General features: G+C 58.8%; 28 protein-coding genes, 1 tRNA gene and 2 pseudogenes. 17 read left to right on the top strand and 14 right to left on the bottom strand.

What is annotated here, in order from left to right:
• Positions 1-171 precede the first annotated feature (171 nt).
• From ACYG9V_RS00310 to ACYG9V_RS00295, 4 genes are all read left to right on the top strand, one after another.
• Positions 172-738 (top strand): hypothetical protein, encoded by a 567-nt coding sequence (locus ACYG9V_RS00310; protein ID WP_352765880.1) that lies wholly within the window; start codon positions 172-174, stop codon positions 736-738.
• Between the two features lie 13 nt (positions 739-751).
• Complete coding sequence (locus tag ACYG9V_RS00305) at positions 752-1,141, top strand: restriction endonuclease (RefSeq protein ID WP_352765879.1); 390 nt, start codon at positions 752-754, stop codon at positions 1,139-1,141.
• The gene (locus tag ACYG9V_RS00300) at positions 1,095-1,535 is read left to right on the top strand and encodes a hypothetical protein (RefSeq protein WP_352765878.1); all 441 of its coding nucleotides are present in this window, start codon (positions 1,095-1,097) and stop codon (positions 1,533-1,535) included. The genes ACYG9V_RS00305 and ACYG9V_RS00300 overlap by 47 nt, the downstream gene beginning before the upstream one ends.
• 139 nt (positions 1,536-1,674) lie before the next feature.
• Positions 1,675-2,244 carry a hypothetical protein gene (locus ACYG9V_RS00295; RefSeq protein WP_352765877.1) on the top strand — a complete coding sequence of 190 codons (570 nt, stop codon included), beginning with the start codon at positions 1,675-1,677 and terminating at the stop codon, positions 2,242-2,244.
• A 100-nt stretch (positions 2,245-2,344) separates the two neighbouring features.
• Here the strand turns inward: ACYG9V_RS00295 and ACYG9V_RS00290 are convergent, their stop codons facing one another.
• The 4 genes from ACYG9V_RS00290 to ACYG9V_RS00275 are packed head-to-tail and all read right to left on the bottom strand — an operon-like array spanning position 2,345 to position 4,996.
• Positions 2,345-2,899 carry a hypothetical protein gene (locus tag ACYG9V_RS00290; protein WP_352765876.1) on the bottom strand — a complete coding sequence of 185 codons (555 nt, stop codon included), beginning with the start codon at positions 2,897-2,899 and terminating at the stop codon, positions 2,345-2,347.
• Positions 2,900-2,914: 15 nt separating this feature from the next.
• Entirely contained in the window at positions 2,915-4,168 is a 1,254-nt protein-coding gene (locus ACYG9V_RS00285; RefSeq protein WP_352765875.1) for a hypothetical protein, read from the bottom strand.
• A 14-nt stretch (positions 4,169-4,182) separates the two neighbouring features.
• Positions 4,183-4,716, bottom strand: a complete 534-nt coding sequence (locus tag ACYG9V_RS00280; RefSeq protein ID WP_352765874.1) for a hypothetical protein — start codon at positions 4,714-4,716, stop codon at positions 4,183-4,185.
• A gap of 1 nt (position 4,717) precedes the next feature.
• On the bottom strand, positions 4,718-4,996 hold the full coding sequence (locus ACYG9V_RS00275) for a hypothetical protein (RefSeq protein ID WP_352765873.1): 279 nt from the start codon (positions 4,994-4,996) through the stop codon (positions 4,718-4,720).
• A gap of 246 nt (positions 4,997-5,242) precedes the next feature.
• Here ACYG9V_RS00275 and ACYG9V_RS00270 point away from each other — a divergent pair.
• Positions 5,243-5,723 (top strand): annotated as a pseudogene (locus ACYG9V_RS00270) (Ros/MucR family transcriptional regulator).
• 232 nt (positions 5,724-5,955) lie between these two features.
• On the opposite strand, the gene ACYG9V_RS00265 reads toward ACYG9V_RS00270, so the two are convergent.
• On the bottom strand, positions 5,956-6,951 hold the full coding sequence (locus tag ACYG9V_RS00265; RefSeq protein ID WP_352765870.1) for a hypothetical protein: 996 nt from the start codon (positions 6,949-6,951) through the stop codon (positions 5,956-5,958).
• A 2-nt stretch (positions 6,952-6,953) separates the two neighbouring features.
• Positions 6,954-7,670, bottom strand: coding sequence for a DUF1353 domain-containing protein (locus tag ACYG9V_RS00260; protein ID WP_352765868.1), 717 nt, complete (start codon positions 7,668-7,670; stop codon positions 6,954-6,956).
• 546 nt (positions 7,671-8,216) lie between these two features.
• Between ACYG9V_RS00260 and ACYG9V_RS00255 the strand changes: the two genes are divergently transcribed.
• A complete protein-coding gene (locus ACYG9V_RS00255) occupies positions 8,217-10,151 on the top strand; it encodes a ParB/RepB/Spo0J family partition protein (protein WP_460221888.1) in 1,935 nt (644 codons plus the stop codon).
• Positions 10,152-10,319: 168 nt separating this feature from the next.
• Here the strand turns inward: ACYG9V_RS00255 and ACYG9V_RS00250 are convergent, their stop codons facing one another.
• Both ACYG9V_RS00250 and ACYG9V_RS00245 read right to left on the bottom strand, forming a co-directional pair.
• Positions 10,320-11,264, bottom strand: a complete 945-nt coding sequence (locus ACYG9V_RS00250) for a toll/interleukin-1 receptor domain-containing protein (protein WP_352765866.1) — start codon at positions 11,262-11,264, stop codon at positions 10,320-10,322.
• A 387-nt stretch (positions 11,265-11,651) separates the two neighbouring features.
• A pseudogene (locus tag ACYG9V_RS00245) lies at positions 11,652-11,945 on the bottom strand (SOS response-associated peptidase family protein); the annotation flags it as partial.
• Between the two features lie 816 nt (positions 11,946-12,761).
• On the opposite strand from ACYG9V_RS00245, the gene ACYG9V_RS00240 reads away from it, so the two are divergent.
• Together ACYG9V_RS00240 and ACYG9V_RS00235 are read left to right on the top strand one after the other, a co-directional pair.
• Complete coding sequence (locus tag ACYG9V_RS00240; RefSeq protein ID WP_352765865.1) at positions 12,762-13,262, top strand: hypothetical protein; 501 nt, start codon at positions 12,762-12,764, stop codon at positions 13,260-13,262.
• A 171-nt stretch (positions 13,263-13,433) separates the two neighbouring features.
• Positions 13,434-14,489: a hypothetical protein gene (locus ACYG9V_RS00235; protein ID WP_352765863.1), complete on the top strand. Its 1,056-nt coding sequence runs from the start codon at positions 13,434-13,436 to the stop codon at positions 14,487-14,489.
• A gap of 24 nt (positions 14,490-14,513) precedes the next feature.
• On the opposite strand, the gene ACYG9V_RS00230 is transcribed toward ACYG9V_RS00235, so the two are convergent.
• The 4 genes from ACYG9V_RS00230 to ACYG9V_RS00215 all read right to left on the bottom strand — a co-directional run bounded on the left by ACYG9V_RS00230 (position 14,514) and on the right by ACYG9V_RS00215 (position 16,774).
• Complete coding sequence (locus tag ACYG9V_RS00230; RefSeq protein WP_352765862.1) at positions 14,514-15,221, bottom strand: trypsin-like peptidase domain-containing protein; 708 nt, start codon at positions 15,219-15,221, stop codon at positions 14,514-14,516.
• A 131-nt stretch (positions 15,222-15,352) separates the two neighbouring features.
• Positions 15,353-15,589 (bottom strand): hypothetical protein, encoded by a 237-nt coding sequence (locus tag ACYG9V_RS00225; RefSeq protein ID WP_352765861.1) that lies wholly within the window; start codon positions 15,587-15,589, stop codon positions 15,353-15,355.
• 226 nt (positions 15,590-15,815) lie between these two features.
• Complete coding sequence (locus tag ACYG9V_RS00220) at positions 15,816-16,202, bottom strand: hypothetical protein (RefSeq protein WP_352765860.1); 387 nt, start codon at positions 16,200-16,202, stop codon at positions 15,816-15,818.
• On the bottom strand, positions 16,199-16,774 hold the full coding sequence (locus ACYG9V_RS00215; protein WP_352765859.1) for a hypothetical protein: 576 nt from the start codon (positions 16,772-16,774) through the stop codon (positions 16,199-16,201). The genes ACYG9V_RS00220 and ACYG9V_RS00215 overlap by 4 nt, the downstream gene beginning before the upstream one ends.
• Before the next feature lie 220 nt (positions 16,775-16,994).
• On the opposite strand from ACYG9V_RS00215, the gene ACYG9V_RS00210 reads away from it, so the two are divergent.
• The 8 genes from ACYG9V_RS00210 (at position 16,995) to ACYG9V_RS00175 (ending at position 23,002) form a co-directional block, all read left to right on the top strand.
• Positions 16,995-17,234 carry an HTH-like domain-containing protein gene (locus ACYG9V_RS00210; protein WP_352765858.1) on the top strand — a complete coding sequence of 80 codons (240 nt, stop codon included), beginning with the start codon at positions 16,995-16,997 and terminating at the stop codon, positions 17,232-17,234.
• Between the two features lie 52 nt (positions 17,235-17,286).
• Positions 17,287-18,153: a pentapeptide repeat-containing protein gene (locus ACYG9V_RS00205; RefSeq protein ID WP_352765857.1), complete on the top strand. Its 867-nt coding sequence runs from the start codon at positions 17,287-17,289 to the stop codon at positions 18,151-18,153.
• Positions 18,123-19,088: a gamma-glutamylcyclotransferase family protein gene (locus ACYG9V_RS00200; RefSeq protein WP_460221887.1), complete on the top strand. Its 966-nt coding sequence runs from the start codon at positions 18,123-18,125 to the stop codon at positions 19,086-19,088. The genes ACYG9V_RS00205 and ACYG9V_RS00200 overlap by 31 nt, the downstream gene beginning before the upstream one ends.
• Positions 19,089-19,181: 93 nt before the next feature.
• Positions 19,182-20,303, top strand: coding sequence for an abortive infection family protein (locus ACYG9V_RS00195; protein WP_352765855.1), 1,122 nt, complete (start codon positions 19,182-19,184; stop codon positions 20,301-20,303).
• 265 nt (positions 20,304-20,568) lie between these two features.
• The gene (locus ACYG9V_RS00190) at positions 20,569-21,117 is read left to right on the top strand and encodes a helix-turn-helix domain-containing protein (protein ID WP_352765854.1); all 549 of its coding nucleotides are present in this window, start codon (positions 20,569-20,571) and stop codon (positions 21,115-21,117) included.
• Between the two features lie 14 nt (positions 21,118-21,131).
• A tRNA-OTHER gene (locus tag ACYG9V_RS00185) sits at positions 21,132-21,240 on the top strand.
• 432 nt (positions 21,241-21,672) lie between these two features.
• Positions 21,673-22,101 carry a hypothetical protein gene (locus tag ACYG9V_RS00180; protein ID WP_352765852.1) on the top strand — a complete coding sequence of 143 codons (429 nt, stop codon included), beginning with the start codon at positions 21,673-21,675 and terminating at the stop codon, positions 22,099-22,101.
• A 73-nt stretch (positions 22,102-22,174) separates the two neighbouring features.
• Complete coding sequence (locus ACYG9V_RS00175) at positions 22,175-23,002, top strand: DUF3800 domain-containing protein (RefSeq protein ID WP_352765851.1); 828 nt, start codon at positions 22,175-22,177, stop codon at positions 23,000-23,002.
• Positions 23,003-23,176: 174 nt separating this feature from the next.
• Here the strand turns inward: ACYG9V_RS00175 and ACYG9V_RS00170 are convergent, their stop codons facing one another.
• Together ACYG9V_RS00170 and ACYG9V_RS00165 are read right to left on the bottom strand one after the other, a co-directional pair.
• Positions 23,177-24,079, bottom strand: a complete 903-nt coding sequence (locus ACYG9V_RS00170) for an ImmA/IrrE family metallo-endopeptidase (RefSeq protein ID WP_352765850.1) — start codon at positions 24,077-24,079, stop codon at positions 23,177-23,179.
• The gene (locus ACYG9V_RS00165) at positions 24,076-24,402 is read right to left on the bottom strand and encodes a helix-turn-helix domain-containing protein (RefSeq protein ID WP_352765849.1); all 327 of its coding nucleotides are present in this window, start codon (positions 24,400-24,402) and stop codon (positions 24,076-24,078) included. The genes ACYG9V_RS00170 and ACYG9V_RS00165 overlap by 4 nt, the downstream gene beginning before the upstream one ends.
• Before the next feature lie 154 nt (positions 24,403-24,556).
• On the opposite strand from ACYG9V_RS00165, the gene ACYG9V_RS00160 reads away from it, so the two are divergent.
• Positions 24,557-24,778: a DUF2188 domain-containing protein gene (locus ACYG9V_RS00160; RefSeq protein WP_352765847.1), complete on the top strand. Its 222-nt coding sequence runs from the start codon at positions 24,557-24,559 to the stop codon at positions 24,776-24,778.
• Positions 24,779-24,791: the final 13 nt, after the last annotated feature.

The raw sequence follows: 24,791 nt of genomic DNA, 5'->3' as shown, positions 1-24,791 counted from the left end.
TCCGCATCATATTAAGGTGCATCGGCTCAAACAGCTTGCAAACCTGTTGATGAGAACCGAGGCAACCAACCGGGCCCGGGTCCAAACCCGGCCCACCTTCTGCGCTTCCACACCGCAAGAAGGCGATAGCAACCCCAGCCAGGTCCAAACTGGCCTTCAAAGGACATGACAATGCCTTCAATACGAGAAGCCACCGCGATCACCAAGAAGCAGCTTGCGCAGCGCGACCTGCTTTGGCCGGGCGCGGAGACACTGATTTGGCACCGGCTCGCCAACAAGGGCTTCGCAACCATCCCCAAAACCATGCCGCTGATCCTCCAGATCATGGACGACATGAGTAACGGCAAGCCTCTGTCGACGACCTACATCGGCCTGTGGTGCGAGACCTGGGATAACGCCATGGTCAATACCGCCAAGCACGAAGAGCTTGCGCATGCGGCCGGATTCACCGGCCAGCGCGCCGCCTATACCTGGTCGACGCGCATGCGGCTCCTGCAGGAACTGAAATTCATCGACATCAAGCCCGGGCGATCTGGCGAGATCAGCCACGTCATCATCTGGAATCCCCATCGCGTGATCCGCTGGCATCACCGCCAGAAGACGCCCGGCCTGCAGGAAGGCGCATTTAACGCACTGCTCGATCGAGCCCTTGAGGTCGGCGCGGCCGACATGCTGGAAGACGTCACCACGCCGCCAGATGTCCTGTCGCCGCCGCAGCCGGCTAATGCTGCCAAGTGAGAGAAAAACGTAAATGCCTCTGATTACGCACCACATGCCCGACACCTGGCATGAGTTGGAGGAGACGGTCAGAGATATCCTTGAAGAATGCGGCATGGACGCCAAGCGCGGCGTCCACCTCGATTTCCCTCGCGGCGGGGCCAACATCGATGTCATGGCAATCGAAGTTACAGATGGGATTGCCATCACCACGCTGTGCGAATGCAAATTTTGGAGCAGCAAAGTTACCCAGGATGTGGTGCACGCGTTTCGGACGGTGATGCCTAGAGGCCGGGGCTCACCGCGGCTACATCATCTCGAAGGAAGGGTTTCAATCCGGCGCCATCCTTGCCGCGCACGCCACGAATATCGAACTCGTGACTTACGCCGAGTTCCAAAGCCGATTCTTCGACAAATGGATTAAGAAGCGCCGTTGGGCGGTGGAGAACGAGGTCGGCGACATCAACGTCTATTACGAGCCGCTTGGCATTCCAGGGTTCAACCTCCTGGAGGATGAAGCGGACGAGGCGCGCTACATCGCGGTGTGGAAGAGATATCTGTTTTTGGGCAACATGCTGATGCCATTTTCGCCGTACCTGGCAACCTACAAGGAGGTCGGCGTGCCAGTTCTGCCATATGACACCTCCAAGATGGACGAGAAGGGGATCTTCGTCCCTGACGACGTAAGGGCAGCGGCAGGCTACCGCGAGCTGTTACGAATGCTTACCAGCTACGCAAGGGTAGGGCTCAAGGAGCTTCGTGCGGTCAACCCGGTAACACGTGGGAAAGACCCTGAGACGATCACGCGCGACGATTGATGCAGCGTCGCCGGTAGACATTGGCCTTTGGGGGGTCCGACGACGTACCGGGCAGTAGCCTGCTCATGCTAGCGCCGCGCGCCTTGAGCCTTCCCGGTTGACCGACTGTATAATAACTTTGCTCGGGGAGGATGGCGACATGGATACCAATCTTGATGACGAATTCCGACCCGTCGACGAAATTCTCAAGTCAGACCATCGGACGAAGGGAGTTGATGCCTTTACCCTGACGTACCTGCGCGCCGAGCGCCAAGTCCGCAAGCTCTTTACGCATCTGGTCTTTCAGTCGGAAGCTTTCGATCTCGGCAACAGGCGGCAGCTGCGCCAAACGCTCTATCAAGCGCCGGATGTCTCATTCAAAAAACTGGCAGACGGCATCCAGCGCCTCTCTGGCGTGTCGGTGGCTGACATGGTCGGTGCCGAGTTTGACCGCCTGTTTAACGTGCTACGCGTAGCCAAGCAGTATCGGGACAAGCTCTTTCACGGACAGTTGCCTGACCAGTATCTGAGCACCGAGACATTCATTGAGCTCGAAGCGAACATACGGACCTGGTGTCGCCTGCTCGCGGCCGGTGCCGAGCGCGAAATCGGCTATGACGGATTTCCGGATTCGCATTGTAAGCGTCATCGGCCGGAGATCGTAAAGCGTGTCACCGGCCATCTGCCCAACCTTGGAGCTTATGAAGACCTGCTGAGAAGGCTGCGCTGACGGCGCAAAATATAGTTGGCCGGCCATTCACATGGGGGTGTGTATGCGTCCCAGCTTGCGCGGCAGGTCCTCGATGCCGACCCGTTCAAGGCGCACCAGGCTATGGTGGAATCGCACATCCCTTCGGATCTGTGTCCAACCAGGCATCTGCCAATGAACCTGCGGTCGTCACCGCCGCTGGAGGACGCGCTAGCCTTACAACCGCCGAGCAAAATTTGTCGTCGCAATTCAGGGTCAGTACTTCGTCGGTTGCGGCGACAGCTTGATTGTTCAGGCAGAGCCATGGACGACCACCTACGGCAATACGTCTTTTCTGCATGGCATCGGCAGCCACAGTTACGACGACGGCAAGGCTGGTGACGCCCAGGCTACTACGCGGGGCATCGGTGACCTGTGCACTGCCAACTGTGGCTCCTCGACCGACACCCGTCACGAGATACTTTCCCATCAAGGGGATAATTGCCTCCGTTTCGAGATCACCGGGGCTGAGCTGGTGGTTGCGGTCCAAGGCCCTAACCGCTTTAGGCTCCTCAGGGGAGGTACGGTGGTAAACCATGGCCCCGATAATCGCTACGGAGGCGACGTAAGCAAAGGCGAGCAGCAGCCGCGAGACACTGACTCTGATCAACGGACGTTCCCACGCCGGCAGTTTCATTGGTCTGGCACCGCTCTACGGTTTTGGGTGTTCATAGGCGACCTTGATGTCTTGCTCGTCGAGCATGAGGGAGCGCGCCGTGGCGGTCCACAGGTCTCGCTCTTCTGCTATTGATGTCGGCATCGACCGACGCAAAGCGCCCAGCAGATCAAAGCGGCTGACATCTACGGCACCGCGTACCAGCTCCGCATAGTCGGCGAAACTTTCGTGCACCATCCATAGCCATGTCCGGATGGCGAGTGGCCCCAAAGCCACTAGGCCTGCCAACGTCATCAGCGATTTCCCCCAAGCAGCTAAAATGAATAGCCAGGCCGCGCAGAACAGCACTGTCAGCGTCAGGCACAGTACCGAAAAATCAACCTGAACCCTTGCCGCCGAGAGTTTGTCTGTCAACTGGGCGTCCTTGATGACGAGTTGCAGGCGCGGCCAAAAGAAATCGAAATTGAAGCCGTAGCGGGTATCGCAGTAGCTGCGTAGCGCGGCGACGTCATTGCCGAGTTGGGTAGGTGCGAGCTCGGCCTTGCCATAGAGGCTCTGCTGAGTGTCTAAAGCTATGGCCTCCTGGCCTTGAGCAACGTTTATTGCATAAGGTGCCAGAACCTCGATGAATTCTTTTTGAATTGCGCTTAGCCTCTTGGCCCAAGCAACAGCTCCTTCGCTCCTGTCCTCAAGAAACACCACATCGGCACAATTGCGATGCAAGGCCCTGGACAGCGCCTTTATCGTCTTGGTCAATTGGTCCTGTCCTATGGGCTGATTAAGGTAGAGCAGTGCCCAGAGCCTGCGTGTCTCGATCTCGGCGGCTGCGATGGCTGCGGTGTCCGCCACCACGCGTACCTTTGCCCCAGCTTCTCTTGCGTTGCCTAGTGCGTCTGCCACGTCGTCCACTTTTGGAAGGGCGGCCCGGTTTTGGAAGAGGGCTTCGCGCTGGCGAATGAGCGTCTGGCGTTCCAGCGAGCGGCGCAGGAAGAGCAATTCGGCGACTGGTCTCCAGACCCCCTGTCCTTCCAACACCTTGGTAATCGGTCTGATGGCCGGCGATATGGTGAATGCCACCACGGCCACTGCGATCAAGAGGATAAGAAGGTCAATGAGGGTATCGCTCGCCGCCTTTTGATATTCTTCCAATAGGAAGTTGCGCACCGCCGGGAACTCGGCCGAAGCAAACAGAAGATTGGCTGAACAGAAGAGGAGCCAGGGAAAATATCTGGCCAGCAGAAAGGACCGGCCAAGCCACGTGTCGATCTTGTCGAGAGCTTGACCGAACATGAGTACCGGATCCGCTAGGCTTGCACGAGTTCTTTACGGTGTGTCGGACATTTGCCACTGAGATCGTAGCTCTCGCCATCGACTGGGCATCGCCACTGGCGCCGAACAATGCGGTTCAGATCGAACACATCGTCTGGAATCGCAAGAATGGCCACGTACCCTTCCGCCGAAACCTGATGGGAAGGCGAGCCCAATAACGCCGCATCAGACTGCTGCACGACATAAGCCAGGGTGTCGGCATGGAAGACGCGGATGGCCGGCTGTGTGGGTTCCAGTTCCGACAACCTGACCGCAGGCATATTTTGTAGCGGAACGAAACGGTCTCCATTCGCGGCTGTCTGGAGATCTCTGGTCGTGGATAGCCAGAAACTCGTGCCGTCGTCGCGTACGACAGCGATCGCCTTGTGTCGCTTCGCCTGGTCGAGCGCTTCACCTACCGGTGTAAAGTCGAAGAATACAGGAAGCTCGAGAAACGAGCCCGAGGTTTCCTCTTCGACACGGGGATCTTCTTTGAACCCAGGCTCTCCTTCTTCTTCCATAGTGGGCATCTTAGGGCTCCGTTATGTCGGTATTTTCCACGATAGAACCGATAACGATATCCAGCCTTTCAGATAGGAGCCTGACTGGGTCGAGCGTCGACCATCTGAAAGTGCGAGAGGGCGAATCGAGCTTCAGATTCCGGGAAACGCCCAGCAGAAATTTCGAGACCTGCTTGGAGTCGGTATAGCCAGTGCGAGCGATGTTCAAGGTGTCGGCAAGGCCGATTTTTTTGTCGTCGGCAGCAATCTGCATACGAACGGCAATATCGATGGCAGCAACTTTGCTCATGGAGCAATCCCCCCAATACCCCGACAAAATTATCACCAAAAATTATCAAATGTACAGGCGGCCCCGCAGATTCAATTACAAAATTACTAAGCCACTAGGTGGCGGACTCTCCCTGCTGCGAGGATTGCAATCCAGTCACACTATCCGCTCGCCTTGTGGCGACATGCCCAACAGCGGGCGAATTAATCGCGGCGGAGGATGTTGGTGCAAGAATGCTGAGGGTGGTGGCTTCAGGGCATTTTTGCTATGACGCAACACCTTGACTATGGCGACGGAGGAACGCGGTTGGCCGACGACAATGACTTGAACCTGATCCATCTGACGGCAGATGTTGTGTCGGCCTATGTAGGGAACAACCCGGTGCCGGTATCAGAGTTGCCCGGCCTGATTGCGAGCGTGAACGCGGCGTTGTCGGGGGGCTATCCACGAGCCCAAGCAGCCAAGTCCTGAGCAGAAGCCTGCAGTCAATCCGAAGCGCTCGGTCTTCCCGGACTACATCATCAGCCTTGAGGACGGCCGACAATACAAATCCCTCAAAAGGCACCTGGCGACCAGCCATGGCTCAACCCCGGATGAGTACAGGACGAAATGGGGGCTGCCGAAGGATTATCCGATGGTCGCTCCAAGCTATTCTGCGACCCGGTCGGCGCTCGCCAAGTCTCTCGGCCTTGGGCGTAAGCCCCAGGACGCGGCCGCGAAACGCAAGCCGCGCTCTACCAAGGGCTAGGCGAGGGCAACAGCCTTACGGTCGCAAGTGCTGCCTCCTCACCGCAGCGCTAACGGGAATTCGTTACTCCAACGGCCGCCCTGTTGAACCGGTCCAGGACCAGGAACTTTCTCGAGCACCGATGGAGCGACCACGACCGAACGCGGCTTGCCCGCAGGGCGCTGATCGTCGCGGTGAGCCGCTTTTGCCACGCAAGTTATAGGTGCGCCTTCGCTTACCCGCGCTCCAGCGCTTACGAGTCGAATATTGCCATTTTCTCAATTATGATTTCAACCTCGCTAGAGACCGGCTCCAATGACCTTTCCATCTTCAGAAATTGGCGCCTGCGTTCGTTTGGGGGAAATCGTTGTAGCCAGATGGCAGTTCGATCCGCGGAGATACTTGCGATCTTGGCTTTCGCTCCATAGCTTGCGGTAAAGGTCTCGGTATCAACGAACACCTCATTGCGAACGACCAATCCGTGCGAAAGGGATGCCCACGGCTCGAATGCAAGCCGGCGTATTGAAGCACAAACAAGCTGATCGCTCCGACTTGATTCAAGTAGCTGTGGGATGATGAGTTGCTGAACTTCCTCCGCCGAAAGCGAATAGACGTCATTGGCGTCCCCCGGCTTGGGGCAAATTGGAACGAACAGCCGGAAGCGATTGTCTCGTTCACCTACCCACAGGTCGGCATCCGTCCAGCCTGCCCAGCCGTGGGATTTGTCGGCAAGGAATGACAGTCCTTGGATGATATCGTTTGAATAAATTTGGGGCAGCCCATCGAACTCACCGCCCCAATCCAAGGGGATCTCCCCCTCCAACACGAAGTTGGTTAGCGCACGAGCGGTCGACAACATCTTCGACGCAAGAAACGATGAGAGAACCTGATCGCGTATTGCAACGTCGCGAGATCCGTCGTCTCGGATCGCCGAAGCGGCCATCAATCTGATGCCTGAAGCGATGTCATCCTGGACGATCGGTATCATTTGATAAACGGCGTCCCCGACAAACTGCCTTGCATTCAATGGCACCTGCGGCGGCCAGCCATCTTCGACAAGATATCCCTTCAAAACGTCCAGGCGCTGCGAGATTTTGGCTGGCAATGTCACAGCAACCGGAAGTAGCGCCGCGATATGTGCCTCACTCCAGCGGCCATAGGGTATGAGGCTCTCGTTAAGCAAAGCAATGTCAGGTCGATACAGACCGTTGAATTGCACTCGGACAGGAGGCGGAGGCGTTTCCGACATCTTCAGCGCTCAATCTCTGGCGCCAAGGAACCGACCGATACGCCCCGTGGAGCATCTTCGTCGTCGGTGATGAAGTAGACGGCGCCGTCGAGTGCTGCCTCAAGGTCCCGCAGGGGCGGATTGTCTCGGTCCACCACCTCGACGAGTTTATCCACGTTGAGGATGATTTCGGAATTCTCGTCGCTGGCATAAATTCTCTCGCCCCACTCGCGGGCCGATTTTTTATCACGCTCGATCGTATCACTGACAGCAAGCACCAACGGATCGTGCCTAGTGCTAAACATCACGTCCTTTCCGAGCGCGGTTGGTATCGCAGGTCGGCCAAGCCGTACATTATCAACGACCGTTTCGCTCCAACGTGGGCCTGCGAAATAAACTGCAGCATACATGACCTTGGCGCGACGCTCGGTGACACCCGACACCCGCATTGCCCGATAGAACATCAGGTGAACTGATCGCCAATCCGCGCTTCGAATGTCGCAGTAGTAGTCGTGTACCACGGACGCGTCGCGGTACTTTCCTTCAAATGGGCCGCCGACCAGTGACCAAAGGGCTCGCGGTATCGATGCGCCGTCAACTATTGTACGGCGCGGAACTGGCCAGTGTGTTCCATCCGCATCTTTGAAACCGAAGTCTTTGAGTAGTTTCATCCTGCGGCCGTCGGACAGCGGCTGGAATTGTAAAACGCCAGTATATTCGCCTAGAGCATGGCCAGACATCATCCCCTCCCGTCTGATATTCACTATGCGTCATACGCTGATAGGCGGCAATCAGCGCGCTTCATGGCGGAAGCCACCTTGTCATTGGAACCAAGCCCAACAACCGTTCTCTGAACACTTCCGTTGCCGCGTTTGTCCAGGGATGCATCATACGGCGCCCTTCGCCGGGGGCTGTCGTTCCCGCATCCCGCCTGCGGCGGCGCTATGCTGATGCTCCTACGGCCGCCCTGTTAAACCGGTCTCAGGGCCACGAACTTTCTCCAGCGTCGAACTGACTTGATCCCGCTGGCGGGCAGCTCGGCGCTTCCGCTTTGTACGCCCTTGTTTCGTTAGGTAGGGAGAGAGGCGCGCGGCCCTCTCTCCCAGCAAGCCGCCGCAGGCGGTTTCCCCCATCTTCCTCCGCTTCGCTCCGTGCAGACCGGGGAGACCCCTCCGCCCCCGGGACTTGCCCCCTCGCTCCCCGCTGCTCGCCGCGTGGCAGGGGTCAGGTGGCCTGACCCGAAAGGGAAAGGCACGCCTGAAACGACAAACAAAGGAGCAAGTCCAATGAACACCGCAGAAATCACCATTCCGCTCGGCAAGCTGGTGCCGAGCAAGGCCAACGTCCGCCGCGTCAATTCCGAAGTGGGTAGGGCCTCTTTGGCCGCCAGCATCGAGGCCCATGGCCTCATCCACAACCTTGTGACCCGCAAGTCCGCGAAAGGGGCAAAGTTCGAAGTTGTCGCCGGAGGGCGGCGCTTGGGGGCGTTGCGTCTGCTGATGGACGAGGGCCGCACGGTGCAGGGCGTGGCTGTGACCAAAGACTATCCGGTCAGGGCCGTCCTGCATGAGGAAGGCAGCGACACCGAGATTTCGCTGGCCGAGAACGACCAGCGGGAGGCGATGCACCCGGTGGACGAGGTCATTGCGTACCGCGACCTTGTCGAGCAGGGCATGGCGGCGGAGGACATTGCCTCGCGCTTCGGCAAGTCCGTTGTGACCGTGCGCCAGCGGCTCAAGCTGGCCAGCCTGTCGCCGCGCATCCTTGATGCCATGCGGGCGGGGGAGGTGACCCTTGAACAGGCGAAGGCACTGGCGCTGAGCGATGACCACGCGGCACAGGAGGCGGCGTGGTTCGAGCAGGATGGCTGGAGCCGCAATCCGGGCAGTATCCGCTCGTTCCTGACCAGCGCCCACGTGCGCGGCAATGACCGGCTGGCGCGGTTCGTGGGCGTCGAGGCTTATGAGGCCGCAGGAGGCGGGGTGCTGCGCGACCTGTTCGCCGAGGACGACCTGACGTTCTTGACCGACCGGCCATTGCTGGTGAAGCTTGCCGGTGACCGGCTGGAGGCGGTGGCCGACGAACTGCGACCGGTGGGCTGGAAGTGGGTGGAAATCGCGTTGGAGAACAGCCTCATTCACACCAGCGGGTTCGGGCGTATCCATGCGGTGCGGCGCGACCCGACCGAGGCCGAGCAGGAGGAACTGTCGGCGCTGGGTGCGCAGTACGACGAGTTAGCCGAGGCCCTTGATGCTTATGCCGAAGGCGACCCGCAAATCGAGGCGGACGAAGCAAAGCTGCGCGCGCTGGAAGGCCGCATCGAAGCCATCCAGAACGCCGCCGAAGCGTTCGAGCCAAGGGATATGGCGCTGGCGGGCTGTCTCGTGTCGATCTCGTATGATGGCCTGTTGCAGGTCACGCCGGGGTTGGTGAAGGCCGAACACCGCAAGGCCCTTGCCGTCTCGCAGGACGGCGGCGAAGGCCACGGCGAGGCCGACGAAGCGGGACAGGAGGAAGCCCCGGAGGTCGAGGCCTCCGGCATGTCGGCGGCGCTCACCGAGGAACTGACGGCCATTCGCACCGCAGCCTTGCGCGTGGAACTGGCGGGCCGCCCCGACGTGGCACTGATTGCCATCCTGCATGCACTGGTGAGCCGCGTGTTCTACGATTACCACCACGGGCGTGTCGAGCCTGCGGTGGAAATCAGCGGCCAGCGCCGCAATCTTGAACCCTCCATCAAGGAGCCGGAGGCCTGCCGAGCGCTGACGAGTTGGAACGAGCTCATGGAAGCTTGGGCGCACCGCGTTCCGGGCGATCCCGCCGACCTGTGGCCGTGGCTGCTGGCGCAGCCGCAGGACGTGCTGCTTGACCTGTTGGCGGTGGTCGCTGCCGCTAACCTCAACGCCGTGGTCGCCCGTCACGACGCCGGTAAGCAGCGTGTCGCCCAAGCCGACCTGATGGCGGCGGCGGTCGGGCTGGACATGCGCCTATGGTGGACGCCGGACGCAGCATTCCTGTCCCGGCTGTCGAAGGCCGACATTGCCGGTGTAATGCGCGAGGCTGGGTGCACGGACGATGCGGCGAAAGCTGTTGAGCGCGCCCCGAAGCCCGAAGCCATTGTGCAGGCCGAGAAGGAACTGGACGGCAAGGGCTGGCTGCCTAGTGCGTTGCAGTTGCCCGTAAAGCCCGAAAGCGAAGCCTTGGCAGTCGCGGTCGAATAAGGCCTAGTGCATCAGTTGAAGCCGGGGCAGCGATGTCCCGGCTTTTTTGCGTCTGGATGGTCCTTCAGCCGGTATCGAACCGGCTTCAGATCAGGCGAGGGCGCCCCTGACCCGCCCCTCGCGCTCCCCGCCCACCCGGTTGTTGAGCTGCAGTGATATGCAAGCGGATTAGTGGCCGAGACGCCGTGTAAACCGGTGCCAAAGATAGTCAGCGGCTTGTTGAGGGGTCAATTTTTTCACGTCGACGGTCCTTTCGAACTCAGACATCCCCATGGCCATCGTCGCATTGAAATACAAACCGTCTTCCTGCGAGATTGTCAGCATTTCGCTAAAACTGTTGTCGTTGATGCGCGGGCCTTCTGAGAACTGGATGCCGTTATCCGAGAGCATACCCCCCGTCCAGACCCGGCACGAACACTTGCTGTTGCCGTCGACAAAAAGCTCGGCTCGGAAGTCAGATCCAACCAGCAGGAAATCCGTGTCGATCCGTGGATCCTGTTTGGCAACATTCAGGTTAGTTTCAAACAACGCCTTGATGGTCTCGAAGCCGTCTCTGACGAAACGGCGTTTTTCAATGTCCGTAGGTACCCGCTTGAGCGCAGGAAGGATGCTCTCCAAGCGCGCGCCCCCGCCGCTAACAGGGCCGGGACCTGGAAATTCCTTGTGTTCAGGGGCATCGAAAGACCCCGGAAACCGGGGCCGGGACGCTGGCTTAGCCCGCCTGTTGTCTAGTCCGGCGAGCAGGGTTGCCTTAGCAGCATCCTCAAGCATCCCAACGATGCGGATTTGAACAAGGGACGTCAAAAGGCCGGCAGGCTGGCAGGTCTCGACCATGACCGGTACGAGCTTGCGGTTGAGCCCCTGCGGGTCGCCTGCAAAGGCAGCAGCCCACTCAGACGAGGCGAATGCAGAAGTCAGGTACGCCGGCGAGAGCACCAGGATCGTGCGGGCGGCGTCGGCCGCGGCCTTCTGCATTTCAAGCACGAAATTAGCGCCCGGCCGGAAATCCCACGCTTGGATCACCACGCTGAACTCGGATTCTTCAAGAACGTAAGCGATCCACTCGGCCCAAGCCGTGTCGGTGTGCGTGTAGCTGATAAAGAAATCGGTCATGGGAATTTCGATCTGTTCTGTTGCGCTGCTGCTTGTAGCGCAAGGCATCCGAAAGACAAATATGGCCGACTCGCAACCAATCCAGCGACGCTGAGGAAGCACCAGCGGACCTTCAACTACGACGGGGCTGACCTTACCCTGTACCCCGCGCGCTTTTCACATCAGAAACCAGGCTGGCAACCAAAAAAGCCCGCGCCTGGGAAGGCAGCGGGCCAGTCTGGAGCACCGAATGGGGGAACAGTGCACCCTTACAACAAAGGTGCGCGGCGTCGAGTTCCGCTGGTCAGACAGTTGGAGAACGGTGGCCTAAAAAGAGCCCGCCGCTCTTTGGGGAGAACAGCGGGCCAAGGGTCTGGAGTGGCCGGGATCAACCCAGCATGTCTTAACGAACGCCGACGCCGGAATGAGACAGCGGTTGCTGTTCTCAAAGTGTCGGCCTTCGGAGCGGAAGTTGAACACCGGGCCACCTTTTGGTCCGCTCGGTGGAAATCCTAATGTCATCGAGGCCAGTTCTATGGTGGCGCCGGCGGCACGCAGGATTGGGGCCCGATCGTTGATGCGGACGTCGTCCGGCCGTGGCAGGTCGAGTTCGGTCTGGTGAGCGGGGATCTTGAGCGCCAGCGACTCCATCATCCGGCTGTATTCGGCCCAAAGGATATGCTGCTCGTAGTCGTTGCACATAAAGGCCTCCAGACAGGGACTTGCCGAGCCGACCTGCTGGCCGCAGTGGCTCGGAACCCGCAGGATTGGACAATATCTGGTCTTGCTGCGGTCTGATGGACAGCAGTCTGCATCCATCGCTTTGCTATCGCAATTCGGGAACTTAACAGGAACAAATTGTCTGTGGGAAAAGCCAGTCATAGCGGGCAGCTGCGCCGGCTTTGGCTGTAATATGATCATTGCTGGGTCGGGTCTGCGGCCTCCCTCGCCAGAGACAGAGCCGCAAACCCTTCTTCCCAGCTGGCACGGGCAGGGCGGGAGGCTGGGTTTCCAGTCTCCCGCTTTTCAGTACCACTGAAGTTTCAACATTGGCGTGAAAATCACGTTCGCGCAACGCGGCCACCTTGGATCGCACAGAAATCTTGCTTCATAAGGTGTCCGCTGCCGGCGTTTGACGGTTGAGAACAAATCAGGTACGTAAAGTCGTTCTGTATGTGTGGTTTAGATGACGCTGGCGTGCAGGCACCAAGGGTTACCAGAGGGCGCGGCCCAAGCCCAAACGCAGTCCGAAAGGCAGAAGCGCGGCCGCCAGGATCGATCCCGAACCTGAAAAGTAGCTGCCAACTTCCGCGCCGGGATATGGGCCGCGGAGGGTCCGAAGCGACGGGTCGGCTCCGACGAGCAGAAGCGCACGCGAGGGACGCGGGACAACCTTGGCAAATGCCAGGGCTTGTCGTCCTGCGTCCTCTCTCCAGGTCTCACCAACGAGCAGGAACTTAGGCTATAGGGAGATGAAGAGCAGCTTCAGCTTCAACCATGGCCCGGAGATCGCCGGCGATGTCAGGGAAATGGAACCAGGAAGGCGTTCCGCACAAGGGGTGGACCTGTGTCGACGTCGACGACCTGGGAGAACCGTCCGAAACCTGCGAAATGTGCGAAGCGCAGGAGATCCGTTACGTCCACTACATGAGTCATCCACATTATCCGGCGGTGCTGGGTGTCGGCTGCGTTTGCGCCGAGAACATGGAAAACGACTATGCAGCGCCAAAGGAACGGGAGCGCCGCTTGCGCGGCGCGGCGGCCCGACGACAGCGCTGGCTGACGCGGAAGTGGCGAACATCTCGGTCGGGCAACAGCTACCTCAACACCGGCGGCTTCAACATCACGGTCTTTCCGCAAGGTGGCAGCTGGGGTGGCCGGATACTGGAACGACAAACACAACGGTCTGTGGACTCGCGCCGCACCTATGCAACGGCCGAGGCTGCCAAACTGGGCGCTTTCGACGGCATGGTCTTTCTGGAAGGCAAAGGATGGGGCAGGGGATCGCAGAAGAGATGATCCGACCGGCGCCGATGCCCCGCTTCAGCTGGCTTCGGCTCTGAAGGCAGGCATTCAGGAAGGTACTGAATCGGAAGGGGATAACGCTGCTTTCCTCGGCGTAACCCGTAGGGAAAAGGGGCCGTCGCGACTATATTTGATTGAAGTTGCTGACCGAAGAATTGAACGACTATGACGGATGACGTTGATATTGGCGAAGTGACCGAAGCGGTTGAACTCGATCGTCCCGAGACTGCACCCTCGAATTTGAACGTATGTGTGTCCGGGCTTTCGGAGGAAGATGGAACAAGGCTTGGCCATGCCCTTCTCGCTACGATCCAGACCGTCAGCCAATACATTCGGCTCGAACGGCTGGACGGGGTCACTGCAGCGGTCGACTATCCGCGGGCGCTCGTCGAACTCGACCGTGGCTATGAGACCTCCCACGTCCTCACGCCGAGCACTGACATTGTCTATGGCATTGCCATGACGCCGTCGGTCAAGCGAGACGGCGTGATCAAGTCCCACATTGTCCTCAATGCCAATATCGTTTGGCCAATTCAGGATCCTCAGAATGAATTTTTCCGCGAGTCCCTGCATATTATCGCGCATGAATGTGCCCATGTTGAAATTACGAAGGTGTTCGACGAGGCCTTTCCCAACACCTTGCTGAGCGGCCAGCGGTGGGACTTTCTCGAGGCTGCCAGGAGCGATGTCATCTTGGCGTGCTGGGATGAATATGCGGCTTGCCGGATCTCCGCCCGCTTTGGCAAGGACCCCCTGGACGGATACGTCGAGACGATGACGACCAGTCTTGTATCAATCCGGGAGAAGGCAAACGAACATATCAAAGCCTATCGCACGCACGGCGATCACGATCGAATTTTGCTCGAGATAGCCGGGCTGTACGGGAACCTGATGAAGTTCGCGGGCTATCTGCTGGGTCATATGGATGGCAAGGGGTTGAAGCTCCCAGACGTTCCGCAGGTGGAGGATGCCTTGCAGGGGCATTGGTTCGCGCCGTTCTTCGAGCAGCTTCACCAAGCTCTGCGAGCGATTTGGAGCGAGTATGGCCAATGGACCGACCGCGCTGCCTTCGAGGCTGTCGGTGACATTCTTGAAGAGGTCCTGGCAGAGATCGGCTTAACGTTTCATCGCAATGGCGAACGACTGGATTTCAGGCTACCGTTTACCGCCGACACGATGCCGCCGGGCGATGAATGGCTCGCGGCATTGGCTACCAGTTAGCAGTCGTGATCGGGCAGGAACTGGTCATGGCTCGAGCAGCGACTGCATAAGGGCAGCGAGCGCGCTGATGTGCGTGCCGAACACATAGCCCTCGCTCAATCGTTCTTCGGTGAACACCCCACAAACCTTGACCTGGTTTAACACCAGGGCGCTCGCGTCGAGCATCGGCCCGCCTGACAGCCCAAGGGGTATTGGGGATAGCTCTCGCTGCCCACTCTTCGTCGCAATGACGCGATTTTGATATTTTACCCCAACAAGTTCCGGCCCGACATCGACCGCGACATCTGTGTGGCAAAAGGGCTTGGGCCTCAGCGTGGAATCCAACAGTGAACGTCGGTGGTCCCGCGCGAGGTAGCCAACGATGGACACCATACCTAGGGCGGGCTCATTAAACTGAAGCGCCGAATAGGGCAGGGCTCGGTTTGATGCGAAACCCTCGACGTGAACGACCGCGATATCAAGCTCTTGGTTGCAGGCCACCTGGCTCCGGGCCACGACATCAAGCGAACGCAGTTCGTTCCCGTCGAAGATGCTTTTCGTCGCCGGCTTCTCATTGAACTTGTGCCCGAATAGGCAGTGTTTTGCGGTCACGAGGAGCTGGTTGCCGTTCCACATCGTCAGGAACGCCGATCCACGCTGGTCACCGCGATCGTCATAGATCGCAACCAGGTGCGGCAACACGGATTCCTTGACGGTCTCCGAAATCAATTTGGCGGGTTCGATAATTCGCATCGGGATTGTCTTGGCCTCGCGGAAGCGGGGTCGTCGCTCACATTGTCGACAGTCGCATAAGTATAATTATGGAACTAATGCGAATTATTCAAATCAAACAGCGCTCTGTTCCTTCATCAATGCGCTAAGGGTTAGCTTAAGTCCTTCTCACATCTGGCTCCGCACTTCCAGCCGTCGCTGCCATATTCACAGTATACCTCACATTTGTCAGCATTCGTTAGCGCAGATCGAGCCGAGTCGTATTTCTGGTAAGCTCCGTCGAAAGCTCCAAGAAAATCATCCGGATCGACAAGCGTCTGTGAAAATGCAGCGATGGCGTCTTTGGTGATCTCTTCAACATTGAAAGAGATCCGTTTGATCAGTGCCATGTATTTTCCTCCCTTGAACTCTTATGGTCAACCCAAGCGACGATAATACATAATATCTCTTGGGGTTCAATGGGCGCGGACGATGGGAAGAGACCGACATTCCGTATCGTAGAGCTGAGAAATTCTATTATAAAACAATGGCTTGGTTCGGATAATATCCATTATGTTAAATTGCGAGCCAAAGCTATTGGCGCGAGTCGGCCAACACCGACGTCCTCTCCGGGCGCTATCCGAACAGAAGCTCTGGCTGTTCCTCCAAGGCGATCCATTCGACGATATTGTTATCGGGGATGGTGAACCCGCGGTCGCGCAAAGCCGCAGCGTCTGTGGGGTGAAGCTTCATCTTCGTGCCATGGCTCCCGGTGCCGTCGATCCTGACGACACCAAGCTCGTTTCCGTTGCGGCCGTGAATATGACCATGAGTCATCCCCACGCCGTGCGCCGGCTGGTCGATCCGAATCCCTTTCTTGAAACGCCCATCAACCCATTTGCCTTCCTCAAGGCGCACGAATGCGTTCCCATCATCGGTGATGATCACCTCCTCTAAGTAAAGAAGGTCCGATTCTTTCACGAAATCGCTGAACTTCTGTATTATGCGCTTGGCCCTCGTCATCGACCCTGCCCTGCGGCTGCTTCTGCTTTGACGGACTCCGCCATAGCTTCGACCGTCAGCTTGAACTGGGCGGGTTGGCGGACAGCCGAAATAAGATCTTTACGCCAGCCTGGATGCTTGCGTGTCCAACCAACAAGCGCGCTGGCCGTGAGCCCGCGATGTCGTATCAGGAAGTTCGAGATCTTCGCAGGAACAGCCTCCGCAACAAAGTTGGCGTTTGCCGGTTTCGCTCGGGCGAGGATGACGACCGCGGTGGAAAAGCCGATAAGGTCATCTTCTTCGGTCAGCTCGGTCAGGAGGTCCAGGACCGCGCCGGAAGGGCTCTTGTAAGCTGCGGACCCATGATCGGCAATCGCCCTGGCGATGCGGGTTTCGGTTTCAGGTGTCACGGTCTTTACCTCCTTGCTGAGGCCGTGGAGCGCTTCGGCTTCCGCACGGCGTTTGATGGCTATTTCTCGAATCTCTTTGGCATCGGCTTCAGTGGGAACCCAGACCGTCACTTTTTGCCAACCTTCACCGACCCGCCTTTGGCGATGCCGTTTGGTCCGATCGAGAATGGTTCGGTCTTTCACGTCGATAGCTCCGTAGTACTACTACGTTTATGTAGGCCTGAGACCTCTTCGCGTCAAGGTTCACCAGCGTGTCGCGCGCGGCCTTTCAATTCTCCTTTCGGACAACAATCTCCGTCGGCTGAAGCGAAGCAGCTGAGCAGGTTTTAGCTTTTAGCTTATTGCTATTAGCTTTAAGCTGGCGTATGGGTCGTATTGGGCCCGACAAGCGAGGTTTTGACCGATGACACCTGCCGAAGCACTGAAGAAGATCAAGGTTGCGATCGAGACATCGCCGCGGAACGGCTATATCGCTGAGCTTCACGTCCAGGTGATCAAGTACGCCAATGTCCTGGAGGGTGTAACCGGCAGAGAATTTTGCGAGGCCGTGGGGCTGACACCGGCATTTGGGACTGAATTTGCGAAGATGCGAAAGATCGCTGGCAGGTTGGTCGACGCCGGCCTCGATGTGGACAGGATATGACCGCCGCGCACAGCCGGGCCATCGGCCTAAGTGAATGAATGCGGAGGGTGGGATGAGGTCTTGGTTAGCTGCAGTCGGCGTTCTCTTGTTGGTAGTGCTTGCGCTGGCCATCTCTCTTTACGCCGAGTATGACAACCTCTCCCCGTATTTCCAAGGCGTCGCCGTGGAGAGCGCCGGTGTGCTGATCGAGGTAGTTCTTCTGCTTGCTGCCTTCGGCCTTTATGAGAAAATCCGCGGACGCAACGAAGACATCCGCCGCCTTCGGGATCGCATCAGCGATTTCAAACGAGTGGATGACGCCCACGCGCACAGCATCATCGCCTCATCAGTCCGACAGCTGGCCGAACACGGGCTCACGGATATCGACTTTCGCGGCATGCATCTGCATGGATTTTCGTTTTCGCGGCAGGACATCTCGTCGCTAAGAGGTTCGATGTTTTCGACCGGACTAGACTTTTCCAAGCCCAGCCGCGCCTTTACTGAGCTAACCGACGTGGATTTCACGGATCTGGACTGCCGCGACGTGAAGTTCGGCACAGGCAACCTCTCGCTGGCAACGTATAAGAACTGCCAGTTCTGGAACGCAAACCTGCAGAGCGCCTCGTTTGACGGCGTGCGCCTCTGGTGGGACGAAGCGAGTGTGAAGGCCGACGAATCCGACTGGAGAGAGAAAGTTGACGAGACAGAAGACGGAGAGCCAATATTTGCGGATGTGTATAGCCCTGCCTTCCACAGATCCGACCTGAAAGGCACCTCTTTCAGGGAAACGTCTTTTGACAGGGCTGACTTTCGCGGCGCCGACAATGTTTTAAGCGCCGATTTTACCAAGGCGAGAGGCCTCGAAACCTGCTTTTTTGACGAGGAGATCCGTGACGAGTTCCGGCGCAAATGGCTCGCCACACCTCAGGCACCGGTATGAGCGAGATCCTAGCGCAGCGGATTAAGGCCATCCTTGCCGCTGTGAAGCCTTTGGCCGCCGAATATTACCAGGTGACCGGAAAGCCCCTTGGGGTGACCGGTGAGGTTGCCGAGTACGTCGCAGCGACCGTAATGGGACTTGAACTGGTCCCTCCCCGCACGGCCGGTTATGACGCGATCCGGCAAACGCCAGGCGGGCCGGAGCGAATCCAGATCAAAGGCCGCGCCTATGACCCGGCCGGGAACCGCAGCCAGCGCATCGGCCAGATTAAACCGGCAGGCCCCTGCGACACCGTGATGTTGGTGTTGCTGCACAACGCCACCTTGGACCCTGTCGAGATTTGGGAAGCCCCCTTCCCTGCCGTGGTGGCGCGTCTGGCGGAGCCGGGCTCCATCTCCCGCAACGAACGTGGCGCAATGGCCGTGTCCGACTTCAAGCGGCTGGGACGGCAGGTGTGGCCTAAGGCAGGGACTATCCTCTATTTCGCCTACGGCTCAAACATGGACATCCTGCAGATGAGGGAGCGTTGCCCAGACGCCGAAATCGTTGGTTCAGGTCGTCTGCCGGACTATGCCCTGTGTTTCCCGAGAATGTCAGTGAAACGCAAGTGCGGGGTGTCGTCGGTGGAGCCCTTTGCTGGAGGCGAAGTCTGGGGCGTGGTATATCGTCTGACTGCCACCGATTTGGCTCTACTCGACCGGAACGAAGGCTATCAGTCCGGCCGCGATCGGCATCTCAACAGCTACACGCGGCTCCCGGTGACGGTTATGATGAATGGCGTGGCAACTGAGACGCAAACCTACTTTGCCGAACCGCAATCCGGGACATTCTTGCCGAGTGCAGCCTACCTTCAGCATCTGCGCGATGGCGCCAAGCACCAAGGGCTACCGGATAGCTATTTGGCTTTGCTCGACGCGTTGGAGGCTATTGCGTAAAAGTCCGATGATGGAACGGATCGGATCCTGATTGCGCCCATGCCGACAGCCATTCCGCCAGCCACCATTAAAGAACTTCGGCATCGAGTCTGTATGCTGATTTCCAACGTTTCAGCCTATCAGGTGCCCCGCTATTGCCAACGCTTGGGCCTGGCGTCCGGCGAAAGCGACGAAGCGATGAAAAGCAAATACAAGTACGCCGAGCGGCGACTTGAAACGCTCGGGGTCAGCCGGGTGCTTGAGGTCGCTCGAGCGGTCCTGGAAGAAGACGCCAATTTTGCGCTCACCGAACTCGTTGCCAAGATTGATGAGCGCGATGAACCGCCTATCACGGAAATAACCCGCCGCAGGCTGCTGACCCTATTCCAAGCAAGGCCGTTGACCACCCAACTTCCGGAGATCGAGTTCATTCAACGGGTCTGGCCGATCGCCGAAATGGACTCGATCTACGACCCCCCGGAGGGTCCCCTAGAAGACGACATCTTCCAACACACGGTCCGCAATAATGACTGGGATACAGCCGAACTACTGACGGCTCTGGGCCTTCTTACCTGTTCGAAGGCTCGTCTGTTCAAATTCCTTACGGAGGTCGTGGGACCCGTTTCACAGACGCCGGAAGTTCAGGCAGAGCTCGCGGCCGCACTGAATGGGGTGTTGCAGCACGACGGATATCGGCTTGCCGTGACCGGAAAGGTGTCGGGGACCCCCGTTTATGCGGTGCAGAAGGCTCGGCTCGGCAGCCCGGGTGATGAAGGTATCTCCGCCGCCCTGGTCGCGTTCAATCCGGACGATGTGCATCCCCGCTGGACGGCCGCCGTCGATCGCCGGCAAGACGACCCGCAAGGGGCGATAACCCTGGCCCGGACGCTCCTCGAGGATGTCTGCAAATGGATCATCGATGAAGCCGGCGAGACCTACGAGGATAAGGACGACCTGCCGGTTCTCTACCGAAAACTTGCCAAGACGCTGAAGCTGGCGCCCGACGATTATACCGAGCAGACGTTCCGGCAGCTGCTCGGCAGCTGCCAGCAGATCGTTGAGCTGCTGGGCTCGCTGCGCAGCAAGTTGGGTGACGCTCATAGTCCGGGGCCAAAGCGATCACGGCCCCTGCCCCGCCATGCCGAGCTGGCGGTGAATCTTTCGGGAACAATGGCCACGTTCCTAGTTTCGACCTGGCAGGCCCGCCAGGCTGTGAAGTCAAAGAGCACTCGATGAGCCCGGCAAGGCTCGCCTTTTTACTCGACGGATAAGCCGTTTTTCGATAAAAAGGGCCTAGAAACAACTATTTTTGGCCGAACCGGGAGATTTGTGGGCCTCCCTCGCCAGGCCAGCCCGTCCCCGCCCCGGCGACGCTCGCGCCTGGGAGCTCGGAGGTTGGGGCGCCCTGCAAAGCAGGATCCCATTCTCCCATACCCCATTCAACCCAGACCCCGACTGAACAACCAAGGACAACGTAGGCCCCAGGCCCCCGCGCCTCCCCGTGCGATTTGCAAAAGGGGCGGCTCGGGGCCATGTATCGCTCATCGAAACAACAAGGTCAGCGGGCATGGCAAAGAGCGAAGCGGCCGAGGGCATTAGCCTGAAGGCCAACGAGAAGAAATGGAGCAAGGAGCTCATGGATGCCGGCTGGACCGTCATCCCGAATGTGATCCTGGAGCGGCAGAAGGCGCTTGGCCTCGACGCCATCGACATCAATATCCTGATGCACATCGCCTCTTACTGGTGGCACCCGGATAATAAGCCTCATCCTTCGAAGAAGACGATCGCGGCGGCGATGGATATCGACCCTCGCACGGTCCAGCGCCGCATCGCCGACATGGAAAAGGACGGCCTCATCCAGCGTGAGCAGCGGCGGGTCTCCCAGGTCGGCAGCAAATCGAACGTGTACCACCTCGAAGGGCTCATCAAGGCAGCAAAGCCCTACGCCAAGGAAATGGTGCAGATCAAAAATGCGAAGATCGCGGTCAAGGACGCGATGCGCGCCAAGAAGGGTAAGCCCAAGCTCCATATCGTGAAGGGGGCGAGCTAACCCTTTTTAAGGAATACGGCGTAGCTCAACGGATAGAGCCCCCGCTATCGAGTGAAAATCCGACTTCAGCAATCGGACAAGTAGCGGCGGGGAGATGCGGGTTCAAGTCCCGCCGCCGGACCAATCTCTCAATTTGCACGCTCGGCAGGCAGGATCCGATCCCCTGCCCGCCGGCGCTTTCCGGCCATCCCATGGACGGCGGCGGGGCGCCCTATTTGTGCGCCGCCCATGGCTCCAACGGGCCTGTTGCGGTTTGGATTGGCGCGAACAGAGCCGTTGATAGGCTCGGGTGTCCTAGCACACTATCTCCCCTCTTCGTATGTCGAAGAAGAGTCGATTTCTGCCATGTTTTGCGGACGGAACAGTTCGAGGCTTCTTTGACCTCGAGGGTCAGATCGGTGTGGGTGATGGCGTCATGACATGTGCAGACCGGTAGAAATCTATTCTCCCCGGAGTCGTCATGTGAGATTATCGGGGCATGCCAACCGATGATGTGCTCCTTTCGAAACTCAACACCACAAGCGTGCTAGCCCATGCTGGCCGCGGGCTCGCCTGATGCCAATCCGCAAACATCGTCGCTGGTTCTATCCGATCGATTGGCCGGAACTGTCCCAATGGGTGCGCTTCAAGCGCGCCAAGGGCCGCTGCGAGGCGTGTGGCCGTCCGCATGGCGCGACCGTTGCTCATCTGGGGGACGGACGGTGGTGGGACGAGCCGGCTTCCGTATGGCGTTCGGGCACCGGCAAAGCCTTGCCAAGCCACCCTCCCCTTCTCGAGTGCTCCGAGCCGATCCTGTACACCAAAGTGGCGCTCGCAGCCGCGCACCTTGATCACGACCTGTCCAACAACGCGCCGAAGAATCTTCGTGCGTTCTGTCAGCGCTGCCACATGTTGCACGACAAGCCAGAGCATCTGCGCCAGCGCGACCTGACCTACAAGAAACGCCGCGCGGTCGGCGACCTGTTCGGCGGGCGCTACGAGTGACTTGCAGGCCGCAACCGTTGGAGCCAGCAGCGCAACCAGACGGGAAACTGGTGCGGATAGTGAAAGCCCTCCCGTGACGGACCGCGAAATCCACCTCTACCTCGATGACAGCGGCAGCCGTGAGCCAGACCGAGAGCCGAAAGAGAAGCGTCGGGACGAAATGGATTATTTCGCCCTTGGCGGCATCCTCATCAACGAGGAAGACGTCGATGAGCTCTATGCTCGCCACAAGGCCTTTTGCCATAAGCACGGCATCACCTACCCGTTGCACTCTTGGGCGATCCGGGGCGGTCGCGGCGATTTCGGCTGGCTGAAGAAGCCCGAATCCGCTTTTGAGTTCCTGGGAGACCTGCAGGGGATGCTGCTTTCGCTCCCGGTGATTGGCATTGCCGCGGTCATTGACCGTCCCGGCTATGTCGCCCGCTACCGGGACCGGTATCAAGATCAGCTCTGGTTTATGTGCAAGACCGCCTACTGCATCCTGATCGAGCGCGCCGCCAAATACGCCCGCAGCCAGGACCGCAAGCTGCGCGTGTTCTTCGAGCGGGCCGGCAAAGCCGAGGACCGCGACCTGGTGGCCTACACGCGGATCCTGAAGACGCAGGGCATGCCGTTCGACGGTGCCAACTCGGCCAGCTACGGGTCGTTAACCGCCCAGGAGTTCAAGGACATCGTGCGCGGTGAGCCCCGTGGCAAAACCAAAGCCACCCCGATGCTGCAGATCGCCGATCTCTACCTCTATCCGATGGCCAAGGGCGGATATGACCCGTCCTACCGTCCCTTCAAGGTCTTGATGGAGCATAAGCGCCTAATCGACGCCCACCTGCCGCCCGGAGAGCTGGCAGCCTGTGGCATCAAGTACAGCTGTTTTGACCGGATAAAAAACAAAGACCCGGACTAGCCGGGCCTTCGATTATTTGAAAAGTTCGGCTGGCGCCTGGCGCCAACCCCGGAGCGTTGCTCACGTAACCAATATGGTTACACCGGACGCTTTCGTCAAGTATATCTTACAATCGTTGACCATTCGTAAGATTGATCTGTACATGGCATTGGGTCAGCCTGGATGCTAGCCCATTCAGCGGGATGAAAGCCGCCGCTTGAGGCGCTGGGCCGAGGTCAAGCCGTCTTCCTCGTCCTCTTCGTCCTCGTCAATCTGGGGCTCAATCGACAACATGATCATCGCGTAGCCCTCGCGCTGGGCGAGGACCTGTTCGTAAAGTTGGGGTGGCCTTTGCCCGCGTTGCACGTCCAACCAGACACCGGCGTCGGTCTGGTCGATCTCGCTGGGTACGCCTTCTTCGTGTTTGCGCCGGCGCAGCAGCGAGTAAGCAGAGACGGGCGACCCCTGCCCTGCTGAAAGACACGGGAACTTCGACTGCTCTCGATATATGCGCTGGACCTTGCCATTGTGCACGATCACGATCGCGACCGGCTCGTCGCGGTAGCGGGTATAGGCCCGGCTCGCCGCTTCCTTGCTGACGTCGTAGCGGTCTGCCAGCTTGATGAGCTGGTTGAGGTCGGGATCCTTGCCCACGGCCACATCTGGCCGGAAGAAGGGTGCTGGCATGAGAATATGCGCGGCAAAGCGGTTGGCCTCCACCTCCATCCGCAACCGCTTGTCGGCTTTGCCTGCTTGCAATGCCAGCATGTCCGACATCTTGCATAGGAATCGCCCGTCTGCCGACGGGATATGGGACGGCATGAGGAAATGGGCCAGCTCATGGGCTATCGTAAAGCGCCTGCGCCGCCGTGGACTAAGCCGGTTATAAAGGATCGATCCTTCGAATTTGTCGGCGGGCGTGATCAGACCGCCCTCATAGCCGTCTGTGTCCAAGGGCGTTATGTCGACAATATCAAGCTGCCGGCAGAGATCTTCAATCGGCACCGGAATCTTGAGGTTGGGCTCGTGCCGAAGGATCTCAAGCACGAGCTTCTCAGGCGTTGCGGCGTCCGCGAGATCGATCCGGCTTACGGTCATGGTTTCCTGTTCGCTTTGAGACGGTCCATCAGCATTTGGATGGTTTCCCGGTCACTTTGCGAGAGCTCACCTAGGTTGCGATACATAGCAACCAGCTCGGCGTCGGCGTCCGCACTGCCGGGGTTCTCGTCCACGAGGTCGGCGATAGCGACCTTGTAAAAATCCGCCAAGCTCTTGATGAGATTCAACGACGGGTTCTTGCTTGCACCACGCTCCAGGTCCCAGATATGCGCCTTGGAGGCACCGACAGCGTCGGCGACGTCCTGGAGGGATTTTCCACTCCGCATTCTCAGCTGCTTAAGCTTTACCGCCAGTTCTACCATACAGACCTTCTCCACGAGTTACAGCGGCGCGCACGCTTGCGCGGCACGCCGTCTGATCAGGCACTACAACACCATACCATAGGCATTGACGCAAGCCTGATAGTAAGATATAGTTGTACGAGTTTGTAGCAAATGAGCCTTAAAGGAGCCTTTCATGAGCAAAAATCAGCATGTGGTACCTCGCGACGGTCAGTGGGCGGTGCTCGGCGCCGGCAACAGCCGGGCGACTTCCCTGCACCCGACCCAGGCCGATGCCATCGCATCGGCACGGGAGATCGCCATCAACCAGCATAGCGAGGTGGTGATCCATCGGCCCAACGGGCAGATCCGCGACTCCAACTCCTATGGCAACGACCCCTACCCTCCCAAGGGCTAACAGAAGGACGCAT

Source organism: Mesorhizobium sp. W016, assembly GCF_054719485.1.
Note: the sequence above shows the minus strand (reverse complement) of the source record. Positions and strands in the feature narration are given on the sequence as shown.

What these genes read in the sequence shown, in the direction of transcription:
- ACYG9V_RS00220 (WP_352765860.1), bottom strand. Translation starts at nt 16,202, where the DNA reads ATGACGAGGGCCAAGCGCATAATACAGAAGTTCAGCGATTTCGTGAAA.
- ACYG9V_RS00260 (WP_352765868.1), bottom strand. Translation starts at nt 7,670, where the DNA reads ATGTCTGGCCATGCTCTAGGCGAATATACTGGCGTTTTACAATTCCAG.
- ACYG9V_RS00285 (WP_352765875.1), bottom strand. Translation starts at nt 4,168, where the DNA reads ATGTTCGGTCAAGCTCTCGACAAGATCGACACGTGGCTTGGCCGGTCC.
- ACYG9V_RS00280 (WP_352765874.1), bottom strand. Translation starts at nt 4,716, where the DNA reads ATGCCCACTATGGAAGAAGAAGGAGAGCCTGGGTTCAAAGAAGATCCC.
- ACYG9V_RS00310 (WP_352765880.1), top strand. Translation starts at nt 172, where the DNA reads ATGCCTTCAATACGAGAAGCCACCGCGATCACCAAGAAGCAGCTTGCG.
- ACYG9V_RS00205 (WP_352765857.1), top strand. Translation starts at nt 17,287, where the DNA reads ATGAGGTCTTGGTTAGCTGCAGTCGGCGTTCTCTTGTTGGTAGTGCTT.
- ACYG9V_RS00235 (WP_352765863.1), top strand. Translation starts at nt 13,434, where the DNA reads ATGACGGATGACGTTGATATTGGCGAAGTGACCGAAGCGGTTGAACTC.
- ACYG9V_RS00170 (WP_352765850.1), bottom strand. Translation starts at nt 24,079, where the DNA reads ATGACCGTAAGCCGGATCGATCTCGCGGACGCCGCAACGCCTGAGAAG.
- ACYG9V_RS00290 (WP_352765876.1), bottom strand. Translation starts at nt 2,899, where the DNA reads ATGAAACTGCCGGCGTGGGAACGTCCGTTGATCAGAGTCAGTGTCTCG.
- ACYG9V_RS00265 (WP_352765870.1), bottom strand. Translation starts at nt 6,951, where the DNA reads ATGTCGGAAACGCCTCCGCCTCCTGTCCGAGTGCAATTCAACGGTCTG.
- ACYG9V_RS00180 (WP_352765852.1), top strand. Translation starts at nt 21,673, where the DNA reads ATGCCAATCCGCAAACATCGTCGCTGGTTCTATCCGATCGATTGGCCG.
- ACYG9V_RS00305 (WP_352765879.1), top strand. Translation starts at nt 752, where the DNA reads ATGCCTCTGATTACGCACCACATGCCCGACACCTGGCATGAGTTGGAG.
- ACYG9V_RS00295 (WP_352765877.1), top strand. Translation starts at nt 1,675, where the DNA reads ATGGATACCAATCTTGATGACGAATTCCGACCCGTCGACGAAATTCTC.
- ACYG9V_RS00200 (WP_460221887.1), top strand. Translation starts at nt 18,123, where the DNA reads ATGGCTCGCCACACCTCAGGCACCGGTATGAGCGAGATCCTAGCGCAG.
- ACYG9V_RS00165 (WP_352765849.1), bottom strand. Translation starts at nt 24,402, where the DNA reads ATGGTAGAACTGGCGGTAAAGCTTAAGCAGCTGAGAATGCGGAGTGGA.
- ACYG9V_RS00210 (WP_352765858.1), top strand. Translation starts at nt 16,995, where the DNA reads ATGACACCTGCCGAAGCACTGAAGAAGATCAAGGTTGCGATCGAGACA.
- ACYG9V_RS00225 (WP_352765861.1), bottom strand. Translation starts at nt 15,589, where the DNA reads ATGGCACTGATCAAACGGATCTCTTTCAATGTTGAAGAGATCACCAAA.
- ACYG9V_RS00240 (WP_352765865.1), top strand. Translation starts at nt 12,762, where the DNA reads ATGTCAGGGAAATGGAACCAGGAAGGCGTTCCGCACAAGGGGTGGACC.
- ACYG9V_RS00255 (WP_460221888.1), top strand. Translation starts at nt 8,217, where the DNA reads ATGAACACCGCAGAAATCACCATTCCGCTCGGCAAGCTGGTGCCGAGC.
- ACYG9V_RS00160 (WP_352765847.1), top strand. Translation starts at nt 24,557, where the DNA reads ATGAGCAAAAATCAGCATGTGGTACCTCGCGACGGTCAGTGGGCGGTG.
- ACYG9V_RS00250 (WP_352765866.1), bottom strand. Translation starts at nt 11,264, where the DNA reads ATGACCGATTTCTTTATCAGCTACACGCACACCGACACGGCTTGGGCC.
- ACYG9V_RS00230 (WP_352765862.1), bottom strand. Translation starts at nt 15,221, where the DNA reads ATGCGAATTATCGAACCCGCCAAATTGATTTCGGAGACCGTCAAGGAA.
- ACYG9V_RS00275 (WP_352765873.1), bottom strand. Translation starts at nt 4,996, where the DNA reads ATGAGCAAAGTTGCTGCCATCGATATTGCCGTTCGTATGCAGATTGCT.
- ACYG9V_RS00195 (WP_352765855.1), top strand. Translation starts at nt 19,182, where the DNA reads ATGCTGATTTCCAACGTTTCAGCCTATCAGGTGCCCCGCTATTGCCAA.